This window comes from Streptomyces sp. NPDC048337, assembly GCF_043201175.1.
In the GTDB taxonomy this organism is placed as follows: domain Bacteria; phylum Actinomycetota; class Actinomycetes; order Streptomycetales; family Streptomycetaceae; genus Streptomyces.
Window position 1 is genome coordinate 32053 of sequence record NZ_JBICYR010000039.1, and the last position, 18860, is coordinate 50912.

General features: G+C 72.2%; 20 protein-coding genes and 1 tRNA gene. 6 read left to right on the forward strand and 15 right to left on the reverse strand.

Annotated features, from left to right (window positions below; genetic code table 11):
• Positions 1-22: 22 nt before the first annotated feature.
• Positions 23-679, forward strand: coding sequence for an SDR family oxidoreductase (locus tag ACGFYU_RS36065; protein WP_393831527.1), 657 nt, complete (start codon positions 23-25; stop codon positions 677-679).
• 28 nt (positions 680-707) lie between these two features.
• Here the strand turns inward: ACGFYU_RS36065 and ACGFYU_RS36070 are convergent, their stop codons facing one another.
• Positions 708-1100, reverse strand: a complete 393-nt coding sequence (locus ACGFYU_RS36070; protein WP_393831528.1) for a DUF3574 domain-containing protein — start codon at positions 1098-1100, stop codon at positions 708-710.
• A 35-nt stretch (positions 1101-1135) separates the two neighbouring features.
• Here ACGFYU_RS36070 and ACGFYU_RS36075 point away from each other — a divergent pair, with 35 nt between their 5' ends.
• Positions 1136-1840: a maleylpyruvate isomerase N-terminal domain-containing protein gene (locus ACGFYU_RS36075; RefSeq protein ID WP_393831529.1), complete on the forward strand. Its 705-nt coding sequence runs from the start codon at positions 1136-1138 to the stop codon at positions 1838-1840.
• On the opposite strand, the gene ACGFYU_RS36080 is transcribed toward ACGFYU_RS36075, so the two are convergent.
• Positions 1807-1888: transfer RNA gene (locus ACGFYU_RS36080), tRNA-Tyr, on the reverse strand. The genes ACGFYU_RS36075 and ACGFYU_RS36080 overlap by 34 nt on opposite strands.
• A 200-nt stretch (positions 1889-2088) precedes the next feature.
• Between ACGFYU_RS36080 and ACGFYU_RS36085 the strand changes: the two genes are divergently transcribed.
• From ACGFYU_RS36085 to ACGFYU_RS36095, 3 genes are all read left to right on the forward strand, one after another.
• On the forward strand, positions 2089-2577 hold the full coding sequence (locus ACGFYU_RS36085; protein WP_030030284.1) for a YajQ family cyclic di-GMP-binding protein: 489 nt from the start codon (positions 2089-2091) through the stop codon (positions 2575-2577).
• 197 nt (positions 2578-2774) lie between these two features.
• Positions 2775-4211, forward strand: coding sequence for a SulP family inorganic anion transporter (locus tag ACGFYU_RS36090; protein WP_393831530.1), 1437 nt, complete (start codon positions 2775-2777; stop codon positions 4209-4211).
• An 18-nt stretch (positions 4212-4229) separates the two neighbouring features.
• Positions 4230-5465, forward strand: a complete 1236-nt coding sequence (locus ACGFYU_RS36095; protein WP_393831531.1) for an APC family permease — start codon at positions 4230-4232, stop codon at positions 5463-5465.
• Here ACGFYU_RS36095 and ACGFYU_RS36100 read toward each other — a convergent pair.
• The 13 genes from ACGFYU_RS36100 to ACGFYU_RS36160 all read right to left on the reverse strand — a co-directional run bounded on the left by ACGFYU_RS36100 (position 5449) and on the right by ACGFYU_RS36160 (position 17566).
• A complete protein-coding gene (locus tag ACGFYU_RS36100) occupies positions 5449-5973 on the reverse strand; it encodes an SMI1/KNR4 family protein (protein ID WP_393831532.1) in 525 nt (174 codons plus the stop codon). The genes ACGFYU_RS36095 and ACGFYU_RS36100 overlap by 17 nt on opposite strands.
• A 121-nt stretch (positions 5974-6094) precedes the next feature.
• The gene (locus ACGFYU_RS36105; protein WP_393831533.1) at positions 6095-6487 is read right to left on the reverse strand and encodes a YccF domain-containing protein; all 393 of its coding nucleotides are present in this window, start codon (positions 6485-6487) and stop codon (positions 6095-6097) included.
• Positions 6484-7347, reverse strand: coding sequence for a zinc metalloprotease HtpX (gene htpX / locus ACGFYU_RS36110; RefSeq protein ID WP_393831544.1), 864 nt, complete (start codon positions 7345-7347; stop codon positions 6484-6486). Before htpX ends, ACGFYU_RS36105 begins: the two co-directional genes overlap by 4 nt.
• A 196-nt stretch (positions 7348-7543) precedes the next feature.
• Complete coding sequence (locus tag ACGFYU_RS36115; protein WP_393831534.1) at positions 7544-9094, reverse strand: NADH-quinone oxidoreductase subunit N; 1551 nt, start codon at positions 9092-9094, stop codon at positions 7544-7546.
• Complete coding sequence (locus tag ACGFYU_RS36120) at positions 9091-10644, reverse strand: NuoM family protein (RefSeq protein WP_393831545.1); 1554 nt, start codon at positions 10642-10644, stop codon at positions 9091-9093. The genes ACGFYU_RS36115 and ACGFYU_RS36120 overlap by 4 nt, the downstream gene beginning before the upstream one ends.
• Before the next feature lie 38 nt (positions 10645-10682).
• Positions 10683-12707, reverse strand: coding sequence for an NADH-quinone oxidoreductase subunit L (locus ACGFYU_RS36125; RefSeq protein WP_393831535.1), 2025 nt, complete (start codon positions 12705-12707; stop codon positions 10683-10685).
• On the reverse strand, positions 12704-13072 hold the full coding sequence (nuoK, locus tag ACGFYU_RS36130; protein WP_393831536.1) for an NADH-quinone oxidoreductase subunit NuoK: 369 nt from the start codon (positions 13070-13072) through the stop codon (positions 12704-12706). The genes ACGFYU_RS36125 and nuoK overlap by 4 nt, the downstream gene beginning before the upstream one ends.
• A complete protein-coding gene (locus ACGFYU_RS36135) occupies positions 13072-13674 on the reverse strand; it encodes an NADH-quinone oxidoreductase subunit J (RefSeq protein WP_393831537.1) in 603 nt (200 codons plus the stop codon). Before ACGFYU_RS36135 ends, nuoK begins: the two co-directional genes overlap by 1 nt.
• Positions 13671-14423 carry a NuoI/complex I 23 kDa subunit family protein gene (locus ACGFYU_RS36140; protein ID WP_393831538.1) on the reverse strand — a complete coding sequence of 251 codons (753 nt, stop codon included), beginning with the start codon at positions 14421-14423 and terminating at the stop codon, positions 13671-13673. Before ACGFYU_RS36140 ends, ACGFYU_RS36135 begins: the two co-directional genes overlap by 4 nt.
• Entirely contained in the window at positions 14423-15391 is a 969-nt protein-coding gene (locus ACGFYU_RS36145) for an NADH-quinone oxidoreductase subunit H (protein ID WP_393831539.1), read from the reverse strand. The genes ACGFYU_RS36140 and ACGFYU_RS36145 overlap by 1 nt, the downstream gene beginning before the upstream one ends.
• Positions 15388-16593 carry an NADH-quinone oxidoreductase subunit C gene (locus tag ACGFYU_RS36150; protein WP_393831540.1) on the reverse strand — a complete coding sequence of 402 codons (1206 nt, stop codon included), beginning with the start codon at positions 16591-16593 and terminating at the stop codon, positions 15388-15390. Before ACGFYU_RS36150 ends, ACGFYU_RS36145 begins: the two co-directional genes overlap by 4 nt.
• Positions 16590-17168: an NADH-quinone oxidoreductase subunit B gene (locus tag ACGFYU_RS36155; protein WP_393831541.1), complete on the reverse strand. Its 579-nt coding sequence runs from the start codon at positions 17166-17168 to the stop codon at positions 16590-16592. The genes ACGFYU_RS36150 and ACGFYU_RS36155 overlap by 4 nt, the downstream gene beginning before the upstream one ends.
• Positions 17159-17566, reverse strand: coding sequence for an NADH-quinone oxidoreductase subunit A (locus ACGFYU_RS36160; RefSeq protein ID WP_393831542.1), 408 nt, complete (start codon positions 17564-17566; stop codon positions 17159-17161). Before ACGFYU_RS36160 ends, ACGFYU_RS36155 begins: the two co-directional genes overlap by 10 nt.
• 146 nt (positions 17567-17712) lie before the next feature.
• Here ACGFYU_RS36160 and ACGFYU_RS36165 point away from each other — a divergent pair.
• Positions 17713-18860 (forward strand): sensor histidine kinase (locus tag ACGFYU_RS36165; RefSeq protein ID WP_393831543.1); only part of this gene is annotated, 1148 nt, incomplete at its 3' end.

Sequence of the window (18860 nt, forward strand, 5' to 3'; positions counted from 1 at the left end):
CGGCTCGTCGTACGGTCGGGTCATGCGCATCGTCATCGCGGGTGGACACGGTCAGATCGCGCTGCGGCTGGAGCGCCTGCTCTCCGCGCGCGGGTACGAGGTCGCGGGCATCATCCGCGACCCGGCACAGGGCGACGGCCTCAGGGAGGCGGGCGCCGAACCGGTGCTGTGCGATCTGGAGTCGGCCTCGGTGGAACATGTGGCGGGGATCCTGCAGGGCGCCGACGTGGCCGTTTTCGCGGCGGGCGCCGGCCCCGGCAGCGGCATCGGACGCAAGGACACCGTGGACCGGGGCGCGGCGGTGCTGTTCGCCGACGCGGCCGAACGGGCGCGCGTACGCCGCTTCCTGATGGTCTCTTCGATGGGCGCGGACGCGCACCACGAGGGCGACGAGGTCTTCGACGCCTATCTGCGGGCGAAGGGCGAGGCCGACGACCACGTCCGCACCCGCCTGGGCCTGGAGTGGACGGTCCTGCGCCCCGGTGGGCTGATCGACGACGCGGGGACGGGCCTGGTCCGCCTGGAGGCTCGGACGGGCCGCGGGTCCGTCCCGCGCGACGACGTGGCGGCGGTGCTGGCCGAGCTGGTCGAGACCCCGGCCACGGCGGGCCTGACGCTGGAGCTGACCTCCGGTTCGACCCCGGTCCCGGTGGCCGTCAAGGACGTGGCGGGCAACTGACGGGCCGTCGGCCGCGGTGCCGGTCGCGTCAGAACCCGGCGCTGACCTTGTCGTCGGACCGTCCGACCGAGTCCTGCCGGTACTGGTCCTCGTAGGCCTCCCGGATCCGCTCGATGCGCGTGTTGCGCGCGTCGGCCTCCTTCTCCGGGTACAGCAGCACCACCTCGTACGAGGTCTCGTGGACGACCTTGCCGTCCTGGCCCCGCCATTGGCCGTACCCGTCGTGCAGGGTCAGCCCCTCCGGGAACGCCGGGGTGATCTCGCGGTCCAGGAACCGCATGAACTCCTGCTCCCCGACCGCGCCCCGGCCGTCGATGCGTTCCGTGCCGAAATAGAGCCGGGTCTCCTGGTACGGCTCCCCCACGCTCGGGTGGAGCGCGGCTCCCACCAGAGCCGGAATCCCGGCGCCGAGCAGGGCCATGAGCACCCCGCCGCCTACTTTCCCCCGCGTGTCAGATGTCCACTTCACCCCCGGAGAACGAACAGGAGACGCCGACGATGCGGTCGATGACGGGCCCGGACGTCGAACGGGCGGCAGCCGAAGCGGTGTCGGCCCTTGCCCCGCACACCGGGCTGGACTGGCAAGTGCCGGCCGGTTCCCTCGACTGGTCCTGCTGGACGACGGCGGCCCACATCGCGCACGACCTCACGGCCTACGCCGCCCAGGTGGCCTCCCGGGCCCCGTCGGCGTACCTGCCCCTGGACCTGCGGGTGCGCCCCGGCACTCCCCCGGCCGAGGTACTGACGGTGGTGTCGGCGAGCGCCCGCCTGCTGCGCGCGGCGATCACAGCCGCGGATCCCGGGGACCGGGCCTGGCACTGGGGGCCCTGCGATCCGGGCGGTTTCGCGGCGATGGGCGTGGCGGAGCTGCTGCTCCACACGTACGACATCGCCCAGGGCCTCGCCCTCCCCTGGCGTCCCCCGCCCGGCCTGTGCGCGCCGGTCCTGGCCCGCCTCTTCCCGGACTCCCCGCAGGGCCCGCCCACGGAGGCCCTCCTCTGGTCGGCGGGCCGCCTGTCCCTCCCGGACCGCCCCGCCGCACCTCATGGTCCTGGCAGGCGTCTCTCCCGGAGCCCGCGACCATGCGAGAAGACCCCCGCTACAAGTAACGGGGGTCTCACATCGCGTGGCGGCGCCAGGATTCGAACCTGGGTAGGCTAAGCCGACGGATTTACAGTCCGCTCCCATTGGCCACTCGGGCACACCGCCATGGGATGTCGCCGGTGAGGCCGCTTTGGGGCGGTGCTCTGTGGCAACGACGTAAACGATACCTGATGACCGGGGGTGCTCCGCCACCGGATTGATCAGCACCGCGGGTGGGTGCGGTGGCTAGGCTTTGCGAAGCGTGCCGGGGACGTCCGGCCGCGCCCTCCGGGGCGATCACCTTCGACTTCAAGGAGCCACAGCACATGGCCGACTCCAGTTTCGACATCGTCTCGAAGGTCGAGCGGCAGGAGGTCGACAACGCCCTCAACCAGGCCGCCAAGGAACTCTCCCAGCGCTACGACTTCAAGGGCACCGGCGCCACGATCGCCTGGTCCGGCGAGAAGATCCTCATGGAGGCGAACTCCGAGGAGCGCGTCAAGGCCGTCCTCGACGTCTTCGAGACCAAGCTGGTCAAGCGCGGGATCTCGCTGAAGGCGCTGGACGCCGGCGAGCCGCAGCTGTCCGGCAAGGAGTACAAGATCTTCGCCACGATCGAGGAGGGCATCTCCCAGGAGAACGCCAAGAAGGTCGCGAAGATCATCCGGGACGAGGGCCCCAAGGGCGTCAAGGCCCAGGTCCAGGGCGACGAGCTGCGCGTCAGCTCCAAGAGCCGTGACGACCTGCAGGCGGTCCAGGCGCTGCTCAAGGGCAAGGACCTGGACTTCGCGATCCAGTTCGTGAACTACCGCTGACCCAGGTCCGCGATCTGCCCGCACGCCAGCCCGGCGGTCTTCACCGACCGCCGGGCCGCGGCGTTCCGGGGCGCGGGCGTGTGTGCGGGGCGTGAGCGGCGCGTGCGCCACCGCGGGCCTCTGTGCGCACTGGGCGGGGACGGGTGCGCCCACCAGGCTGGGTGGCATCCATCACCGCTTGGCAGGGGGGTTCTCGCATGCCTGGGGCCGGCACGTTTCGCGCAGACTTCGGGGCGTCGGTCGTCGTCGCGCTGGTCGCCTTGCCCCTCTGTGTGGGGGTGGCCGTCGCCTCCGGGGTGCCGGCCGAGCTGGGGATCGTCACCGGGGTGGTCGGCGGGCTGGTCACCGGCTGGTTCCGGGGCAGCTCGCTCCAGGTGAGCGGACCCGCGGCCGGGCTCACCGTGCTGGTGTACGAGGCGGTGCGGTCGTACGGCCTGCCCGCGCTCGGGGTGCTGGTGCTGGCCGCGGGGGCGGTGCAGCTGGGCATGGGGGTGCTCCGGCTCGGGCGGTGGTTCCGGGCGATCTCCGTGGCCGTCGTGCACGGGATGCTGGCGGGGATCGGGCTGGTCCTGATCTCCGGGCAGCTGTACGCCCTGGGCGGCGTGGAGGCTCCGGGACAGACCCTGGCGAAGCTGGGCGGTGTCCATACGCTCGGAACACAGGCCGACTGGGCCGCGGTCGCGCTCGGGGCCGGGACCATCGCCGTCATGGCGGCCTGGCGCCGGATGCCGGAGCGGCTGCGCCTGGTACCCGGGGCACTGGCCGGGGTGGCGGCCGCCACCGCTGTCGCGGCCCTGCTGCGGCTGCCCGTCGAGAAGGTGCGGGTGACGGGGGTGCTGGATGCCGTGTCCCCGCCCGGCTGGGGCGACTTCGGCACGCTGGCCTCCGCCGGGGCGATCGGGACGGTGATCGCGCTGGCGCTGATCGCCTCCGCCGAGACGCTGTTCAGCGCTGCCGCCGTGGACCGCATGCACGACGGACCGAGGACCGAATACGACCGGGAGCTCATCGCCCAGGGCGTGGGCAACAGTGTGTGTGGGCTGCTCGGGGCGCTGCCGATGACCGCCGTGATCGTGCGCAGCGCCGCCAATGTGGAGGCCGGGGCCCGCACCCGGTCCGCCCGGGTGCTGCACGGCGGCTGGCTGCTGCTGTTCGCAGTGGCCTTCCCGCAGGCGCTGGAGATCGTTCCGCTGGCCGCGCTGGCCGGGGTGCTGCTGCACGCGGGCTGGAAGCTGCTGCCGGCCCGGGCGGTCGCCTCGCTGTGGCGGACGCACCGGGGCGAGGCCGTGGTGCTGCTGGCCACGGCCGGAGCGATCGTGGCCACCAACCTCTTCGAGGGCGTGCTGGTCGGGCTGGGGCTCGCCATCGCGAAGGCGGCCTGGGAGACCTCCCACGTGCACATCGAGGAGGTGTGGGAGGGCGAGGAGCTGTGCGTCCGGGTCGTGGGGAACGCCAGCTTCCTGCGGCTGCCCAAGCTGCTCGATGCCCTGGACGCCTTGGAGGCGGTGCCGCGCGGGCGGGTGATCCGGCTCGATCTGAGCGGGCTGCGGCATCTCGACCACGCCTGCCTGACGGCCCTGGAGGGGTGGGAGCGCACACGGATGCCACTCCCCGGCAAGGAAGGCGTCAGCTAGGGCGGCTACCCTCCGCGCGTGGAACAGCAACTGAAGCGGACCCTCGGAGTTTTCGACGCCGTGGTCGTCGGACTGGGCGCGATGGTCGGCGCCGGCATCTTCGCCGCCCTGGCCCCGGCGGCGCGGGCGGCGGGCGGTGCGCTCCTCGCGGCGCTGGCGCTGGCGGCTCTCGTCGCCTACTGCAACGCGCACTCTTCGGCGCGGCTCGCCGCCCGGTACCCGTCCTCCGGCGGCACCTACGTCTACGGGCGCGAGCGGCTCGGGCCCTTCTGGGGCTATCTGGCCGGCTGGGGATTCGTGATCGGCAAGACGGCCTCCTGCGCGGCGATGGCACTGACCGTCGGCGCGTACGTCTGGCCCGGGCAGCAGCATGCCGTGGCCGTCGCGGCGGTGGTGGCCCTGACCGCCGCGAGCTACGGCGGTGTGCAGAAGTCCGCCCGGCTCGCCCGGCTGATCGTGGCGGCGGTGCTGGCGGTGCTGGCCGTGGTGGTGGTCGTGTCCCTGTCGTCCGACGCGGCCGAGGCGGGGCGGCTCGGCGGCTCGGACGGGTCCGCCGTCGGACTGTTGCAGGGCGCGGGCCTGCTGTTCTTCGCCTTCGCGGGCTATGCCCGGATCACCACCCTGGGCGAGGAGGTGCGCGACCCGGAGCGGACGATCCCGAGGGCGGTGCCGCTCGCGCTGGGGATCGCGCTGCTGGTGTACGCCGCCGTGGCGGTGGCGGCTCTGTCGGTGCTCGGCTCCGGCGGGCTGGCGGAGTCGGCGGCACCGCTGGCCGACGCGGTGCGGGCGGCCGGCGTGCCCGAACTGGCCCCGGTCGTCCGGGTGGGTGCGGCCCTCGCCGCGCTGGGCTCGCTGCTGGCCCTCGTACTCGGTGTTTCACGGACCGCCTTGGCGATGGCCCGGGACGGCCATCTCCCCCGCGCGCTGGCCGCCGTACATCCGCGTCATCAGGTGCCGCACCATGCCGAGCTGGCAGTGGGCGCGGTCGTGGCGGTGCTCGCGGCCACCGCCGATCTGCGGGGCGCGATCGGTTTCTCCTCCTTCGGAGTGCTGGCCTACTACGCGATCGCGAACGCTTCCGCGTGGACTCTCGATTCAGGTGTCAAGGGTCGGGCCGTGGCAGCGGTCGGGCTGTCCGGATGTGTGGTGCTGGCCTGCGCGCTGCCCCTCGCCTCGGCGGTCGCGGGCGCCGTGGTGCTGGCGCTGGGCGCGCTGGCCTACGGGGTGCGCGGGCGGCTCAGATCCGGGATCTGAACTCCTCCCAGGGAGTGAATTCCAGGTCGGACTCCTCCCCCAGGCCGGACTCGAAACAGAACCAGGCGGTGCCGTCCAGCCAGCCGCGCAGCCAGCCGGCCAGGCTCGGGGTGTCGATGGACCAGGCGAGGTCCGGCTCCCCGAGACTCGGGTCGAACATCAGCACTTGGGCTGTTTCCGAGCGGCAGTCGACGCAGATGTACGTGGTGCAGCCGAAGTCGGCTATCGGCAGCACGCCCTCCGGCCAGCGCCATGCCGAGGCGCGCTGCGCCTCATACATCCCCACGGCCTGACCCAGCGGCAGCAGCCCGCACTCGGGGCCGAATCCGCCGTCCGCGATGCGCGTGTAGAGCGCGGCGAGCAGCGGGGGCAGGGCGAAGCCGAGTATGAGCTCGGCCCGGGCCCGCTCCCCGGCGGCCAGCGGCGCCGGCAGGGGCTTTCCTCGCCCCTGCGCGGAGTTGCGCACGCGGTCTGCGACTTGCTCCAGCAACTGCTCGGTCTCGTTCATGCGTTCATGGTGACCGACCCCACTGACATTCGCCCCGGCCTGTGGAAAACCCGGCCGGCCTCGATGTGCCGACGGGGCGGCGGAGAGGTTCTCCGCCGCCCCGCACAGGGCCTGCAACTGCCTACCGAGAGGCGAACGGGGCGTCCGTCGGGACGATTTCGCGGCCCAGGGGAAGCAAGGAGAGCGGGACCATCTTGAAGTTGGCGATGCCGAACGGGATGCCGATGATCGTGATGCAGAGCGCGATGCCGGTGAAGATGTGGCCCAGCGCGAGCCACCAGCCGGCCAGGATCAGCCACAGGACGTTGCCGATGGCGGATCCCGCGCCCGCGTCGCGCCGCTCGACCGTGGTGTAGCCGAAGGGCCAGAGGGCGTAGACCGCGATGCGGAAGGCGGCTATCCCGAAGGGGATGCCGATGATGGTGATGCAGAGGATCAGACCCGCGAGGCAGTAGCCGAGGAACAGCCAGATGCCGCTGAGTACGAGCCAGATGAGGTTGAGGATGGTCTTCACTGCCTACGGCCTGCCATCTGTTCGAGCCGGGCGATGCGCTCGGCCATGGGGGGGTGTGTCGAGAACATCTTGGACAATCCTTCGCCGGGGCGGAAGGGGTTGGCGATCATCATGTGGCTCGCCGTCTCCAGCCGGGGCTCGGGGGGCAGCGGAAGCTGCTTGGTGCCCGCGTCGAGCTTGCGCAGGGCGCTGGCCAGGGCCAGCGGGTCCCCCGTCAGCTGGGCGCCGGAGGCGTCTGCCTCGTACTCGCGCGAGCGGCTGATGGCCAGCTGGATCACGGAGGCGGCCAGCGGGCCGAGGATCAGTATCAGCAGCATGCCGAGGATGCCCGGGCCCTCGTCGTCGTTCGAGCGGCCGATCGGGATGAGCCAGGCGAAGTTCACCAGGAACATGATCACCGATGCGAGGGCGCCGGCCACCGACGAGATCAGGATGTCGCGGTTGTAGACGTGGCTGAGCTCGTGGCCGATGACCCCGCGCAGCTCGCGCTCGTCGAGGATGCGCAGGATGCCCTCGGTGCAGCAGACCGCGGCGTTGCGCGGGTTGCGGCCGGTGGCGAAGGCGTTGGGCGCCTCGGTGGGCGAGATGTAGAGCCGTGGCATGGGCTGGCGCGCGGACGTGGAGAGCTCGCGCACCATGCGGTAGAGCGCGGGAGCCTCGAACTCGCTGACGGGGCGGGCGCGCATCGCGCGTAGAGCCAGCTTGTCGCTGTTCCAGTACGCGTACGCATTCGTCCCCAGGGCCACGAGGACGGCCACGATCAGGCCGCCCCGGCCGAAGGAGCTTCCTATGACGATGATGAGTGCGGACAGCCCGCCGAGGAGTACGGCGGTCTTGAGCCCGTTGTGCCGGCGGTGCACGGTACGCCCTCCAGGTGGTGCGGCAGGGGAGCCCGTCATGGTTGTGAGGGTCTACGGTCCAGTGGACCCTCCCTTCCTGGTCAACGCGAGGTGGGTGCGTCTGGTTCCCAGGGCGCGCGGAAGCCGCCGCCCCGGCGGCCGGGGCGGCGGGCCCACCGGGGGCGTTACTCCGTACGGGTTAACGGCGGCGTACGGGCTACTGCGGGAAGAGGCTGCCCGCGGCGAAGCGCAGGACCAGCTGCGGGGCGCCCGAGAGGACGACGGCCGTGACCGCGGTGAGGACGATCGCCGCCGTGACCGGCCAGGGGGCCTTCGTACGGGCGTCCGGAGCGGTCTCGGCCGCGGTCTCGGCCCCCTCCGGCGCGCGGAAGAGGAGCGCCGTCCACCGCAGGTAGTAGTAGAGGGCGATGACGACGTTGACCGCCATGACCACGGCGAGCCAGCCCAGGCCCGCGTCGACCGCGGAGCGGAAGACGGTGACCTTGGCGAAGAGGCCGATGATGCCCGGGGGCAGGCCGGCCAGGCAGAGCAGGAAGAAGGCCAGCGAGAGGGCGGCCACCGGGCGCTCGGCGTAAAGGCCCCGGTAGTCGCTGATCCGGTGCAGCGGCTTCGTACGGGCGACCAGCGCGGCCACGGCGAAGGCGCCGAGGTTCACGGCGGCGTACATGAGGGCGTACGCGACGGTGGAGCCGATCTGGTCGCGCTCCGCGTACGCGGCGGCGGCGATCGGGACCAGCAGGTAGCCCGCCTGGCCGACCGAGGACCAGGCGAGCAGCCGTACGGCGCTGTTCGGGCGGTCGGCGGACTGGCGCAGCGCGGCGGCGTTGCCGAGGGTCATGGTGAGCGCGGCGAGGACTGCGAGGGCCGGGCCCCAGATCTCGGAGTACGCCGGGAAGGCGATCACCGTGACGAGGATGAGGCCGGTGAAGCCGACGGCCTTGCCGATCACCGAGAGGTAGCCGGCGATGGGCAGGGGGGCGCCGACGTAGGTGTCGGGGACCCAGAAGTGGAAGGGGACGGCCGCGGTCTTGAAGGCGAAGCCGACGAGGGTGAGCGCGACGCCCGCCATGGCGAGGGTGTCGAGCTGCCCGGGGACGTCCTCGAGGCGGTCGGCGACCTGGCTGAGGTGCAGGGAGCCGGTGGCGCCGTAGACGAAGCTGACGCCCATCAGCGACACGGCGGTGGCGGTGACGGAGGACAGGAAGAACTTGAGGGCGGCCTCGGAGGAGAGCCGGTCGCCGCGGCGCATGCCGACGAGGGCGAAGGCGGGCAGCGAGGCGACTTCGAGCGCCACGATCAGGGTGGCGAGGTCGCGGGAGGCGGGCAGCAGGGCCGCGCCGGCGGCGGAGGAGAGCAGCAGGAACCAGTACTCGCCGGCCGGCATGCGCGCGTCGCGGACGGCGGTGACCGACAGCAGGGCGGTGACCAGCGCGCCGCCCAGGACGAGGAACTGGACGACGAGCGCGAAGTGGTCGGCGGTGTAGCTGCACGCGGCCGGGTCGCCGGTCAGGCAGAAGGTGGTGCGGTCGCCGGCGCGCAGCGGAAGCAGGACGGCGGTCGCGGCGGCCAGGCCGGCCACGGAGATCCACCCGAGGACGGACTTGGAGCGCTCGGGTACGAAGAGGTCGGCGAGCAGCACGACCAGGCCGACGGTGGCGGTGATCACCACGGGTGCGATGGCGAGCCAGTCGACGGACTGGATCAGGCTGGGGGTCTCGGCGGCGGCGAGGGCCGTGAGGGCCGTCATGCGTTGCCTCCTGCGAGGAGCTTCTGGACGGCCGGATCGGTGAGGCCGAGGAGGACCGCGGGCCACAGGCCGGCGAGGACGGTGAGGGCGGCGAGCGGGGTCCAGGCGGCGAACTCGTAGCGCTGGATGTCCGCGAGGGCGAGCTCGGGGCCTGCCTTCGGGTCGCCCATGCAGACGCGCCGGACGACGATCAGCAGGTAGGCGGCGGTGAGCAGGGTGCCGAAGGCGCCCATCGTCATGTAGGTGAGGAAGGCGGGGCGGGAGAGGCCCTCGGCGGGGTCGAAGGCACCGAAGAGGGCCAGCATCTCGCCCCAGAAGCCGGCCAGGCCGGGCAGGCCCAGGGAGGCGACGGCGGCGAAGGCGAGGAGGGCGCCGAGGCGGGGGGCGCGGCCGTAGAGGGCGGCGCCGGTGGCTCCGGCGAGGGTGTCGAGGTCGGCGGTGCCGTAGCGGTCCTTGAGGGCGCCGACCAGGAAGAAGAGGAGGCCGGTGATCAGGCCGTGGGCGATGTTGGCGAAGAGCGCGCCGTTGACGCCGGTGGGGGTCATGGAGGCGATGCCGAGGAGCACGAAGCCCATGTGGCCGACGGAGGAGTACGCGATCAGGCGCTTGAGGTCGCCCTTGTTCCCCTTGCGGGCCAGGGAGAGGCAGGCGAGGGACCCGTAGACGATGCCGATGGCGGCGAGGGCGCCCAGGTAGGGGGCGAAGGTGACCATGCCGTCGGGGGTGACGGGGAGCAGGATGCGGACGAACCCGTAGGTGCCCATCTTGAGCAGGACACCGGCCAGCAGGACGGAGCCGACGGTGGGCGCGGCGGTGTGGGCGTCCGGCAGCCAGCTGTGCAGCGGCCACATCGGGGTCTTCACGGCGAGGCCGACGCCGATGGCGAGGACGGCCAGGAGCTGGGTGGTGTGGGTCAGTTCGCGCCCGTTGTCAGAGGCGAGTGCCACCATGTCGAAAGTGCCGCTGTTCAGTCCGATCAGCAGCAGACCGAGCAGCATGACCACGGAGCCGAGGAGCGTGTAGAGGATGAACTTCCAGGCGGCGGCCTGCCGCTGAGCACCGCCCCAGCGGGCGATGAGGAAGTACATCGGGATGAGGACCATCTCGAAGGCGAGGAAGAACAGCAGCAGGTCGAGGACGGCGAAGGTCGCGAGGGTGCCGGACTCGAGGACGAGCAGCAGCGCGACGAAGGCCTTCGGGGAGGGGCCTGCGGGGAGCTTGAAGTAGCTGTAGAGCGCGCAGAGGAAGAACAGCAGCGCGGTCATCAGGAGGAGGGGGAGCGAGATGCCGTCGATGCCGAGGTGGATCCGGACGTTCAGCGCCTGGATCCAGCTGATGTCCGTCGTCGCCTGGAAGCGGGACGGGGCGTCGTGGTCGAAGCCCAGGGTGAGGGCGATGGCCGCGGCGAGGACGACACCGGTGACGGTCACGCCATGGCGGAGCACGGCCTGTTCGGGGCCGCGGCCCTTGAGCCCGGGCGGGGGCGGCAGGAGGGCCGCGGCCGCGCCGAGGAGCGGGGCGACCACGATGAACGCCAGAAGGAACTGCATCACGGACGGGCTGATATCAATCACGGCTGACTCACGGCTCACGATCCGGCGTTGACGTTGGCGAGGACGGCGGTGGCGATCGCCAGGACCACGGCGCCGGCGAGCAGGGCGCTCAGGTAGCTCTGCACGTTGCCGGTCTGGGCGCGGCGGACGAGGCTGCCGAGCAGCTTGGGGCTGGCGCCCGCGCCGCTGACGTACGTGTCCACGACCTCGCGGTCCAGGAAGCGGACCAGGCCGGCGGCCGCCCGGACGGGGCGCACGAAGAGCCGGTCGTAGACGGCGTCGAGGTGGAAGCCGACCGCCGCGTGGCGGTGCAGGGGGCCGAGGAGCGCCTTGCCGGGGTCGGCGGCGGGGCCGGCCGGGACGGCGGGGTGGTCGTGGGTGACCTCGGCGACCTCGGGGGTCTCGGCCTCGGATTCGGCGACCGTGGCGGCGACGGCGGCGGCTGCCGCGCGGCCGTTGGCGGGCGCGGCGGCGGCCGCGAAGGCCGCGGCGCGGACGGTGGCGCGCTGCCAGAGGGCGTAGGTGAGCATGGCGCCGATGGCCGCGGCTCCGGTGCCGAGGATCGAGGTGGTGAGGGTCGGGGTGAGCTGTCCGCCGTCGAACCAGTCGGCGAGGGGGCCCGCCGCGAGGCCGAAGCCGATGGACGGGATCGCCAGCAGCCACAGCACGCCGGTCATGGCGACGGGTTCCTTGCCGTGGTCGGGGGCGGGGGCGCCCGTTCCGCGGAAGGCCATCAGCCACAGGCGGGTGGCGTAGGCGGCGGTGAGCAGGGCTGTCAGCACGCCGGCGACCAGGACGATCCAGCCGGCGGTGCTGGGCGCGAGCTCCGAGTGACCAGTGGCGGTGTGCTCGGCGGCGACGAGGACGGCTTCCTTGGAGAAGAAGCCGGCGAAGGGCGGGATGGCGGCGAGCGCGAGGAGCGCGATCGTCATCGTCCAGAAGGCGTCGGGGATGCGCTTGGCCAGGCCGTCCATACGGGACATGGCGGCCAGGGAGTTCGTACCGGCGGCGTGGATGATGACGCCCGCGCCGAGGAACAGCAGCGCCTTGAAGGCGCCGTGGGACAGGAGGTGGAAGACGGCGGCGCCGCGGTCGCCGACGGCCAGGGCCCCGGTCATGTAGCCGAGCTGGCCGACCGTGGAGTAGGCGAGCACGCGCTTGATGTCGTCCTGGGCCAGGGCGGCGAGGGCGGAGCCGACCATCGTGACGGCCGCCATGACGGCCATGACCACCAGCGCGGCGCGGGAGGCCTCGAAGACGGGAAGGAGTCGGGCGATGAAGTAGACACCGGCGGCGACCATCGTCGCGGCGTGGATCAGCGCGGAGACCGGGGTCGGGCCCGCCATGGCGTCGGGGAGCCAGGTGTGCAGCGGGAACTGCGCGGACTTGCCCGCGACTCCGGCGAGCAGGAGGAGCGCGATCAGCGTGGGGTGGTCGAGCCCGCCCCTTTCGACGGTGTCCAGGATCTTGGTGATCCGGAAGGAGTTGGCGTCGGCGGCGAGCGCGAACAGGCCGATGAGGAAGGGGACGTCACCGAGCTTGGTGACGAGGAAGGCCTTCAGGGAGGCGGAGCGGGCCGCTTCGGTCTCCCAGTAGTGGCCGACCAGGAAGTACGAGCAGATGCCCATGATCTCCCAGCCGACCAGCAGCACCATCAGGTCGCCGGAGTAGACGACGAGCAGCATGGCGGAGGTGAACAGTGAGACCAGAGCGGCATACGACGGGTAGCGCGGGTCCTCGCGGAGGTACGCCGTCGAGTAGAGCTGTACGCAGGTGGCGACGACACCGACCAGGACGGCGACCAGCACGGCGAAGCCGTCCAGGTGGAGCGAGAACTCGATCGGGACGGAGCCGGTCGGGGTCAGCTCGGTGGCGGTGTCGATCGCCTTGCCGCCGCCGTGGCGGACGGCGACGAGCACGGCCAGTACGGCGGCGCCCAGCGTCGGCAGGATGGCGAGCGGCCGGACGAATCCGGGGGCTCCGCGCCCGAAGAGAAGTCCCGCGACCGCGCCCAGGAAGGGCAGGAGGGGGACGAGGACAGCGAGGGTCGTGGTGCTCACGCGGCGACCTCCGGCCGGGCGGTGCCGGTGCTGTTGCTGGGGTTCTGGTCGGGCTCGTGGCCCTCGGCGGTGTCGCGCAGGCGGTCCACGTCCGAGGTGCCGCGGTTGCGGTACACCATCAGCACGATCGCCAGACCGATGCCGATCTCGGCGGCGGCGATGGCGATGGTGAAGAGGGTGAGGGCCTGGCCGGCGTGCAGGGTGTCGCGCAGCCAGACGTCGAAGGCCACCAGGTTGAGGTTGACGGCGTTGAGCATCAGCTCGACGGACATCAGGACCAGGATGGCGTTGCGGCGGGCGAGTACTCCGTACAGGCCCGTGCAGAAGAGGAGCGCCGCGAGCACGGCGGGGTAGGCGAGGTGCATCAGCGCTGGCCCTTCTTCGCGCCGGCGACACCGTCTTCGGCGGGGCTGTTCCTACGCGACAGCACGATGGCGCCGATCAGGGCCGCGAGGAGGAGGACGGAGAGCGCCTCGAAGGGCAGCACCCAGTGCTGGAAGAGGATCTCGCCGGAGACCTTGGTGGAGCCCTGGACGGGGCCGTCGAGGTCGATCCAGGTCGTGCGGAATGCGTCGACGACGACCCAGACGAGCGCGACGGCCGCGACGCCGGCGACACCGGCCGCGACCCAGCGGTTGCCGGAGTCGGCGTCCGGGGAGCGGCCGATGGGCGCCTTGGTGAGCATCAGCCCGAAGAGGAGGAGGACGACCACGGAACCGAGGTAGATCAAGACCTGGACCCAGGCGATGAACTCCGCGGTCAGCAGCAGGTACTCGACGGCGATGCCGCCGAGCGTGACGACCAGCCAGAGGGCGGCGTGCACGAGCTGCTTGGTGCTGACCGTGACGAGGGCCGCGCCGAGGGTGGCGAGGCCGACGAGGACGAAGGCGATCTCGACGCCGGTCGGGGAGAGGAACCCGTTGCCGTTGCCTCCGGCGGTTGCGGCGAGGTGGGCTGCGTACATCATGCGGCACCTCCCGCCGGGGTCTCCGGGGTACCGGTTCCCGTGCCCGTTCCCGTGCCCGTTCCCGTGCCGGGCGCATCGCCGGGGCCGGGCTCGGCGGCCGGGCCGGTGCCCGTGCCGGTACGGCCGGTGCCGGGGGTGCCCGTGCCGCCGGTGCCCGTGCCGCCGGTGCCCGTGCCGGGGGTGCCGGTGCCGGGAGCGGTGGGGGCGGCTTCGGGTGCGGCGGCGGCCGCGGCGGCTTCGGCCTTTTCCACTGCCTTGCGGGCGGCGGCGAGTTCCTTGGGTTCTTCGGCGGCCGGGTCCAGGGCGGGCGGGGCCGGGACGGTCCACATCCACTCGCGGAGCTTGTCCCGCTCGTGGGTCAGCTCGTGGATGTCGGTCTCCGCGTACTCGAACTCCGGCGACCAGAAGAGAGCGTCGAAGGGGCACACCTCGATGCAGATACCGCAGTACATGCAGAGGGAGAAGTCGATGGCGAAGCGGTCGAGGACGTTGCGGCTGCGCTCTCGGCCACCGGGGGTGGCAGCCGGGACCGTCTCCTTGTGGGAGTCGATGTAGATGCACCAGTCGGGGCACTCACGGGCGCACAGCATGCAGACCGTGCAGTTCTCCTCGAACAGGCCGATGACCCCGCGGGAGCGGGGCGGGAGGGAGGGCTGGACCTCGGGGTACTGGGCGGTGTGCGAGCGCTTCGTCATCGTGCGCAGCGTCACGGCCAGGCCCTTGGCGAGGCCGGATCCGGGGATGGGCATCAGTTGATCGCCACCTTCACGATGCCGGTGAGCGCGATCTGGGCGAGCGCGAGCGGGATGAGTGTGGTCCAGGCGAGCTTCTGGAGCTGGTCCTCGCGCAGCCGCGGGTAGCTCACGCGGAGCCAGATCACGACGAAGGCGAGGATCGCGGTCTTGAGCAGGGTCCAGACCCAGCCGAGGCCGTCGGCGCCGAAGGGGCCCTGCCAGCCGCCGAGGAAGAGGACGGTGGTGAGGGCGCAGAGGACGACGATGCCGGCGTACTCGGCGAGCAGGAACAGCGCGAAGCGGAGTCCCGTGTACTCGGTGTACGCGCCGAAGATGATCTCGGAGTCGGCTACGGGCATGTCGAAGGGGGGCCGCTGGAGTTCGGCGAGGCCTGCGGTGAAGAAGACCAGGGCGCCGACGATCTGCCAGGGCAGCCACCACCACTGGAAGGACTCGACGATGCCGGGGAGGGAGACCGTACCGGCCGCCATGGCCACGGAGGCGGCGGCGAGCAGCATGGGGAGCTCGTAGGCGAGCAGCTGGGCGGCCGTGCGCAGGCCGCCGAGCAGGGAGAACTTGTTCGCGGAGGCCCAGCCGGCCATCAGGGAGCCGAGGACTCCGACACCCATGACGGCGAGCACGAAGAACAGGCCCGCGTCGATGACCTGGCCGACCGCGCCCTTGCCCGGGCCGATCGGGATGGCGAGGAGGACGAGGAGGTACGGGAGCAGGGCGACGGCGGGGGCGAGCTGGAAGATCCGGCGGTCGGCGTTGGCCGGGACGATGTCTTCCTTCTGCGCGAACTTGACGCCGTCGGCGACGAGCTGGGCCCAGCCGTGGAAGCCGCCGGCGTACATGGGGCCGAGGCGGCCCTGCATGTGGGCCATCACCTTGTGCTCGGTCTGCCCGACGACGAGCGGGAGCACGAGGAAGACGGCGAAGACGACGATCAGCCGCAGGGCGACGTCGAGGACGTCGTTCACGCGTCGCCTCCGTTGTCAGGGGTGGGGTGGTCGGTCTTGGTCTCGGGGTCCGGCTGAGGGTCCGGTCGCTCCGCCTCCGCCTCCGGCGCGGGGGCGGGGGGCTCCTCGAAGGCGGGCTTCGGGTCGTGCCGTTCCGCCTCCGGCGCGGGGGCGGGGGCGGGGGCCGGGGGCTCCTCGAAGGCGGGCTTCGGGTCGTGCCAGGGTGCGTCCGCGCCGCGGGGGCGGGGCTCCCGCCTCGCGGGCGCGGGCTTCTCCGGCGCCGCCGCGCCCGGAGCGGGCGTCTGGCTCGCCGAGCCGTCCGCCGCCGGGGTCTCCGCCGGCTCGGCCGGAGCGGCCGCCTGGCTGACGGAGCCGTCCGCCACCGAGCGGGTACGGCGGACCGGGCGGACCGGGGCCTCGGCGTCGGGGGTGGGCGGTGTCTCCGCCGGCTCGGTCGCCTGGCTGGCGGAGCCGTCCGCCACCGAGCGGGTACGGCGGACCGGGCGGACCGGGGCCTCGGCGTCCGAGCCCTCCGCTGCCGCGCGGGTGCGGCGGACCGGGGCGCCCTCGCGCGGGGTGCGGGCGGCCGCGCCCGCCGCGCCGGCGGCGCGCGGGGTGCGGGCCGGGCGGGCGGGGGCCGGCGGGAGCTGGCCCTTCATCGGGCCCCAGTCGTTGGGGTCCGGGACGCCCGGCGGAAGCATCTGGCGGCGCTTCGGCGCGTCCGGGTCGTGGGCCTCGCCCGGCTCCTTGGCACCGGGCCACGCCTTGGCGACGCGCGCGGCCAGGACGAAGTCCTTGCGCAGCGGGTGGCCCTCGAAGTTCTCCGGGAGCAGCAGGTGAACGAGGTGCGGGTGGTCCGTGAAGGTCACGCCGAACATCTCGTACGTCTCGCGTTCGTGCCACTCCGCTCCCGCGTACACGGCGACCGCCGACGGCAGGGAGGGAGCGGCGTGCGGGACGGTCGTGCGCAGCAGCAGGCGCCGTACGCGGTGGTTCTCCAGCGAGACGACGTGCGCGCAGATCCGGAAGCCGGTGCCCGGCTCGTCGACCGCGCTCAGCCAGTCGAAGTACGTGCAGCCCAGCTTGTCCCGGGCGATCTCCAGGGAGGAGATCCACGAGCCGACGGGCACGTCCACCGTCAGGACGTCGTACGAGACCTCGGCCACGGCCTCTTCGCCGAAGACCGTGGCGACCGCGTCGGGGAGGGAGTCGTAGAGGTTCATGCGCCGGCCCCGGGGGGTGTGACCAGGCCGCTCGTCAGCTGTGCCACCGACGGACCGGCCGTGTAGCGGTCCGCCAGCGACTCGCGGGCGATCTTCTCCTGGAGCTTGAGGATGCCCTGGAGCAGCGCTTCCGGGCGCGGCGGGCAGCCGGGCACGTAGACGTCGACGGGGATGATCTGGTCGACGCCCTTGGTCACCGAGTACGAGTCCCAGTACGGGCCGCCGCAGTTGGAGCAGGCGCCGAAGGAGATGACGTACTTGGGCTCGGGCATCTGCTCGTAGAGCCGCTTCACGGCGGGGGCCATCTTGTCGGTGACCGTGCCCGAGACGATCATCAGGTCGGCCTGGCGCGGCCCGGGCGCGAAGGGGATGACGCCGAGGCGGATGAAGTCGTGCCGGGCCATCGACGCGGCGATGAACTCGATCGCGCAGCAGGCGAGTCCGAAGTTGAAGACCCACAGGCTGTACCGGCGGCCCCAGTTCAGGACCACCTTCATGGGTTCGGGAGCCAGGCGGGAGAGGACTCCCAGGCGCTTGGGCTCCGGGAGCAGCTCCGGCTGAGGTGTCACGTCCATTCGAGGACGCCCTTCTTGTACGCGTAGAGCAGGCCGACGGCCAGGAAGCCCAGGAAGATGAACATCTCCACCAGGGTCGTGGCGCCGTAACCGGCGGCGGCGAACACCGTCGCCCACGGGAAGAGGAAGATCGAGTCGACGGCGAAGATGACGTAGAGGAACGCGTAGACGTAGTAGCGGACCTGGGTGTGCGCCCAGCCCTCGCCGACCGGGTCGACGCCGCATTCGTACGTCAGGAGCTTCTCGTGGGTCGGGACCTCGGGCCGCAGCAGGCGGCCGGCGCCGAAGGCCACGGCCACGAAGAACACACCGAGGGCGGCCAGCAGGCCGACGACCGAATAGCTTCGGAAGTAGTCCGCCGCGAGCACGGTTACGGTCGATACCGTCGGTTCAGGCACGTCCGTTCCTCGCTCCTCGGTCAGTGTCGACGATCTGTGTCACGCGGGAGTCTAGGGCCTGCTCACACGGGGTGGGGTTATCCCCCGTTCACAGGACCCCGCCCACCCCATGGCATCGGCGGCCCGGCCTTGGCAGGCTGTGCCGCATGAGCATGAGCCAGGGCATCCCCGACAACGACCGGCCGCCCCCCGTCCGACCCGTCTTCAGCGCCGTGACGTGGAGGGAGATCGCCCATCTGGTGAGCAACCTGCCCGTGGCGATCGTCGGTTTCGTTTACGCGGTTGTCATGGTTTCCGGCACGGGCGGTCTGTCCGTGACCGCCGTCGGACTTCCGCTGCTCGCATGTGGTCTCTATCTGTCTCGGCAGTTGGGACGACTGGAGCGGGCGCGCGCCCGGGCGCTGCTGGGCGTACGGGTGGAGGAGCCCAGTCCGATTCCCGGCCCGAAGCGGGCCGGCGGGTTCTTCCCCTGGCTGTGGACGAGCATCAAGGATCCGGTCGGCTGGCGGACGGTGCTGTACCAGCTGGTCCGGCTGCCGTGGGGGGTCTTCACCTTCACGGTAGTCCTTGCCGGCCTGTTCGTGCTGTGGCCGGTGCTGCCGTACGTGGTGCGGCTGCTGGCGAACGCGGACCGCGCGATGGTACGGGGGCTGCTGTCGCCCTCCGACGAGCTGGAGCGGCGGATCGCCGAGCTGGAGTCCGACCGGGGGGTCGTGGTCGACACCGCGGCGGCTGACCTGCGGCGGATCGAGCGGGATCTGCACGACGGGGCGCAGGCGCGGCTGGTGGCGCTGGCCATGGGGCTGGGCCTGGCGAAGGAGAAGCTGCTGGAGGACCCGGAGGGCGCGGCGGCGATGGTCGACGAGGCCCATGGGGAGGTGAAGCTGGCGCTCCAGGAGCTGCGGGATCTGGCGCGCGGGATCCATCCGGCGGTGCTGACCGACCGGGGGCTGGACGCGGCGCTGTCGTCGGTGGCCTCGCGGTGCGTGGTGCCGGTGAAGGTGGCGGTGGACCTGCCGGCGCGGCCGGCGGAGGCGATCGAGGGGATCGCGTACTTCGTGGTGTCCGAGCTGCTGCAGAACGTGAGCAAGCACGCGGGGCCGGGGGCGCGTGGCGCGAGCGTGGAGGTGTGGCGGGCGGGGGAGCGGCTGCTGATCCGGGTGGCCGATGACGGGCGGGGCGGGGCCAGTGCCTCCGGCGGGAGCGGGCTGGCGGGGCTCGGGGAGCGGCTGGACGCCGTGGATGGGGTGCTGGTGGTGGACTCCCCCGCCGGCGGGGGGACCACGGTGACCGC

Bases quoted from the DNA above. Each gene is read 5' to 3' on its own strand.
- ACGFYU_RS36155 (WP_393831541.1), bottom strand. From the start codon at position 17,168: ATGGACGTGACACCTCAGCCGGAGCTGCTCCCGGAGCCCAAGCGCCTG.
- ACGFYU_RS36085 (WP_030030284.1), top strand. From the start codon at position 2,089: ATGGCCGACTCCAGTTTCGACATCGTCTCGAAGGTCGAGCGGCAGGAG.
- ACGFYU_RS36070 (WP_393831528.1), bottom strand. From the start codon at position 1,100: ATGGCCCTGCTCGGCGCCGGGATTCCGGCTCTGGTGGGAGCCGCGCTC.
- ACGFYU_RS36120 (WP_393831545.1), bottom strand. From the start codon at position 10,644: ATGCAGTTCCTTCTGGCGTTCATCGTGGTCGCCCCGCTCCTCGGCGCG.
- nuoK (WP_393831536.1), bottom strand. From the start codon at position 13,072: ATGCACCTCGCCTACCCCGCCGTGCTCGCGGCGCTCCTCTTCTGCACG.
- ACGFYU_RS36100 (WP_393831532.1), bottom strand. From the start codon at position 5,973: ATGAACGAGACCGAGCAGTTGCTGGAGCAAGTCGCAGACCGCGTGCGC.
- ACGFYU_RS36140 (WP_393831538.1), bottom strand. From the start codon at position 14,423: ATGCCCATCCCCGGATCCGGCCTCGCCAAGGGCCTGGCCGTGACGCTG.
- ACGFYU_RS36065 (WP_393831527.1), top strand. From the start codon at position 23: ATGCGCATCGTCATCGCGGGTGGACACGGTCAGATCGCGCTGCGGCTG.
- ACGFYU_RS36090 (WP_393831530.1), top strand. From the start codon at position 2,775: ATGCCTGGGGCCGGCACGTTTCGCGCAGACTTCGGGGCGTCGGTCGTC.
- ACGFYU_RS36135 (WP_393831537.1), bottom strand. From the start codon at position 13,674: ATGATGTACGCAGCCCACCTCGCCGCAACCGCCGGAGGCAACGGCAAC.
- ACGFYU_RS36075 (WP_393831529.1), top strand. From the start codon at position 1,136: ATGTCCACTTCACCCCCGGAGAACGAACAGGAGACGCCGACGATGCGG.
- ACGFYU_RS36150 (WP_393831540.1), bottom strand. From the start codon at position 16,593: ATGAACCTCTACGACTCCCTCCCCGACGCGGTCGCCACGGTCTTCGGC.
- ACGFYU_RS36115 (WP_393831534.1), bottom strand. From the start codon at position 9,094: ATGACGGCCCTCACGGCCCTCGCCGCCGCCGAGACCCCCAGCCTGATC.